The organism is Burkholderia sp., assembly GCF_018375725.1.
Taxonomy (GTDB): domain Bacteria; phylum Pseudomonadota; class Gammaproteobacteria; order Burkholderiales; family Burkholderiaceae; genus Burkholderia.
The window spans coordinates 1-1978 of sequence record NZ_JAHACR010000480.1; the positions used below are offsets into that span (position 1 = coordinate 1).

The 1978-nt window shown below is 68.6% G+C and carries 3 protein-coding genes; 2 read left to right on the forward strand and 1 reads right to left on the reverse strand.

The window, feature by feature from the left end:
- Together KH616_RS24620 and KH616_RS24625 are read left to right on the forward strand one after the other, a co-directional pair.
- A partial coding sequence (locus KH616_RS24620) for a helix-turn-helix transcriptional regulator (protein ID WP_292253872.1) occupies positions 1–234 on the forward strand: 234 nt, incomplete at its 5' end.
- Positions 235–358: 124 nt separating this feature from the next.
- Entirely contained in the window at positions 359–1057 is a 699-nt protein-coding gene (locus KH616_RS24625; RefSeq protein ID WP_292253874.1) for a fumarylacetoacetate hydrolase family protein, read from the forward strand.
- A gap of 111 nt (positions 1058–1168) precedes the next feature.
- Here the strand turns inward: KH616_RS24625 and KH616_RS24630 are convergent.
- The coding region (locus tag KH616_RS24630) for a PDZ domain-containing protein (RefSeq protein WP_292253876.1) at positions 1169–1978 on the reverse strand (810 nt) is incomplete at its 5' end.

Genomic DNA, 1978 nt, shown 5'->3' on the forward strand with positions numbered 1-1978 from the left:
GCGCATCTGATCCGCAAGGAGACAGGCAGCACGTTCACCGATCTCGTGACCGAACGCCGGATCGCGCTCGCGCAATCGCTGCTCGCGCATACGAACCGGCGCATCGCCGAGATCGCACGCTCGGTCGGCTTTCGCGACGAAGGGTATTTCGCACGGCGGTTCCGCGCGCGGGTCGGCGTGTCGCCGAAGACGTATCGCGACGCCAATGCCGCCCCGCCGGACGGCAACGCGTAGTTTTGTCCCGGAACAGCGTAGTTGCGTCGCATGCGGCGCGCCGCGGCACCGGTATCGTGACGGACAGGCCGGCGCGCATCGCAGTCCGCCGGTTTCCGTTTCCATTCCGAACCGAGGCCATCCGATGTCCGAATATGTCATCGACGCTCCAGCGCGTCCTTCCGTCGAAGTCGAGCAGTCGTCCGCGCGCTTTCCGGTGCGCCGCGTGTTTTGCGTGGGCCGCAACTACGCCGACCATGCGCGCGAGATGGGCGCCGATCCGAACCGCGAGCCGCCCTTTTTCTTCACGAAACCCGCCGATGCGATCGTGCCGGCCAGCGGCACGGTTCCGTATCCGCCGCTGACGAGCGATCTGCATCACGAAATCGAACTCGTGATCGCGATCGGCCGCGGCGGACGGTCGATCGACCGGGCCGATGCGCTGTCGCACGTATGGGGCTATGCGGTCGGCGTCGACCTGACGCGCCGCGACCTGCAAGCCGAAGCGAAAAAGCTGAGCCGTCCCTGGGACTGGGCGAAGGGATTCGATGCATCCGGGCCGGTGACCGCGCTGCGGCCGGTCTCGAGCACCGGGCATCCGGCCGCCGGCCGCATCTGGCTCGCGGTCAACGGCGAAGTGCGGCAGCAAGGCGATCTCGCCGACATGATCTGGCCAGTGCCGGACATCGTCGCCGACGTGTCGCGCTCGATCGAGCTGAAGGCAGGCGACCTGATCTTTTCGGGCACGCCGGCGGGCGTCGGCGCACTGCAGCCGGGCGACCGCGTCACGGGCGGCGTCGACGGCGTCGCACAATTCGAATTCGTGATCGGCGCGAAACCGTGATGTCATGAACCGGCGTGATCTTGCCTGATCTGACCAGATCCGGCTTGATCCGGCCCGCGCCCCGGGTCATGCCTGCGGCTCCGACCCGGCGCGCGCAGCCGCACGCGCCGTTTACTTGAGCCGCACCGACACGAACCGGCGCGCGTTGTTGCGCTGGATCAGCACCGCGATGACCTTGCCCGCCCTGGATTCCAGGGCGGCCACGTCATCCGGCGATTCGAGCAGGACGTCGTTCAGCGCGAGCACGACATCGCCCGGCTGGATGCCGGCGCTCGCCGCGGGTCCGCGCGCCTCGTCCACCATCATGCCGACCGCCAGCCCGGTCGAACGGCGCTCGTCGTCGGATAGCGGATGCATGGTCAGCCCCAGGCGATCGCCGCCGCCTGCATCGTCCTGAACGCTTTGGCTGCCCTGCGCACCTGGACGCATGGCGGCGCTTTCGCCGGCAGACGCTCCCGCCACGAACGTCACCGTCAGCGGCCTGCGATTGCGGATCAGCTTGAGCGGTGTTTTCACGCCGGGCGGCAGCGCGGCCGCGGCGTCGGCCAGTTCGGTCGAGCGGCCGATCGGCTTGTTGCCGAGCTGCACGACGACGTCGCCGGGTTTCAGGCCGGCCATGGCGGCCGGCGAGCCGGGCTCGACCGCGTTGACGAGCGCGCCGGCAGGGCGCGGCAAACCAAAGGCCGCCGCCAGCCCGGCGCCGACATCCTGTACATCGACGCCGAGCGGATTCGCCGACGGATTGCGCGCCGTGGCCGTCTGCGCCTGCATTTGCGACTGCATCTGGGCTTGCAGTTGCGCCCGCAGCTTTGTCGCCAGATTGATCGGGATCGCGAATGTCAGGCTCGCATAGCGATCCGCGCCCGTGTAGATCTGCACCGCGATGCCGATCACCTCGCCCGCCTCATTCTGGAACATGGG